At 71.5% G+C, this 1,331-nt stretch carries 2 protein-coding genes; both read right to left on the bottom strand.

The genetic code is table 11. The features are described from left to right. On the bottom strand, nt 1–519 hold a 519-nt coding region (locus FNQ90_RS23440; RefSeq protein WP_182608179.1), incomplete at its 3' end, for a Uma2 family endonuclease. 154 nt (nt 520–673) lie between these two features. Then, nucleotides 674–1,331: Uma2 family endonuclease (locus FNQ90_RS23435; RefSeq protein ID WP_228471548.1), on the bottom strand; the 658-nt coding region annotated here is incomplete at its 5' end.

Genomic DNA, 1,331 nt, shown 5'->3' with positions numbered 1-1,331 from the left:
GGTGTGTCGACCGATGTAGTCGCCGGTGCGGGGTTCGGGGTCGGTGTGGAGGGTGAGGGTTTCGCGGTGGCGGTCGATCAGGAGGTAGAGGGGGATGTCGGCGCGGGCGTAGGCGAGGCGTTTGGCCGTGCGGTCGTGGTCGGGTCGACCGCTGGTGACCTCGGTGACCATGGTGATGCCGGTGGGGTCCATCCAGGGTGGGGCTCCCCGGAGGACCCGAGCCTCACGCGGGGCGAAGGTGATGTCCGGAATGACGCGGTTCGGGACGGCCGGAGCCGCGGAGCCGAGGAGGAGACCGGTGTTCCCCGATTGCTGCATCGGAGTCGCCGACCGGGCGTAGACCTGACTCACGACGAGTTCGATCGCGTCCTGGTGGTCGCCGTCGGGGGGTGGGGTCACGACGATTCGTCCCTCGATGAGCTCGGCCTTGAACCCCTCGGGCACGGTGAGCGCCAGGAAGCCCTCTTCGAGGACCTCGTCCCGGGTCTGCGCGCGGTGGTCGGCGGCCATGACAGTCATGGTGCCTCCTCTCCGATACATCGACCAGTGTGGCCGCTCCGGTGGCTCTCACGGGGCTTCGATGGCGATATCCACCCGAACGAGCGCGCGAGGCGCGGGCTGTTGACCGGCCCCTGCCCCGGGGCTGCCGGTCCCGCCCGGCCCCGGGGGGGGATCACGCCAGGTCGCCGGTGTCCAGGTCGAAACCGAAGGGGGCCGGCAGGGGCAGGGGCCGACCGGTGGGCACGGTGTGCAGTCGCGTGTAGGCCCGCCCCGGCGCCCCCGGGCCGGCGGTGGGCGCGCTCGGCCGGCTGAAGAGCGACACCATGGCGCGCTCGCGTTCGATCAGCAGGTGGAGAGGGATGCCCGCCTCCGCGTAGGCCCGTCGCCGCAACGATCGTTCCTCCTCCTCACCGGGGACGGCCGTGTCCACCACCATCAGCACCTCCCGGCCCTCCAGCCACGGGGGTGCCCCGCGGAACAGCCGCGATTCCCGCGCCGAGAAGACGGCGTCCGGCACCGTCCGCACCCCGGGGGCGCCGGGGCGGCACCGCAGCAGCACTTCCCGGTGGACGGCGACATCGGTGTCGATGCCGCCCAACCGCATCACCTGTCCGATGACCGTGCTGATCAGGTCCGTGCACTCGGGATCGTGTCGGGGTGGCTCGGCGGTCGCCATGGCGGCCATCGTCTCCTCCCACGCCCGGTCCCGGACCAGGAACCCGTGCCGGCGGGCGAGGGCGTGGAGGGCGGCCGTCATCCGAGGAGTGGGGTGCATCAATGGAACTCGCTTCACGGGTATCGAGGGGTACGGGGCGTTCCTGTCTCTTATA

Origin of the sequence: Streptomyces alkaliphilus (genome assembly GCF_014141535.1) — a bacterium.
Taxonomy (GTDB): Bacteria; Actinomycetota; Actinomycetes; order Streptomycetales; family Streptomycetaceae; genus Streptomyces; species Streptomyces alkaliphilus.
The sequence above is the reverse complement of the archived record's forward strand: the minus strand, read 5'-3'. Positions and strand labels throughout refer to the sequence as shown.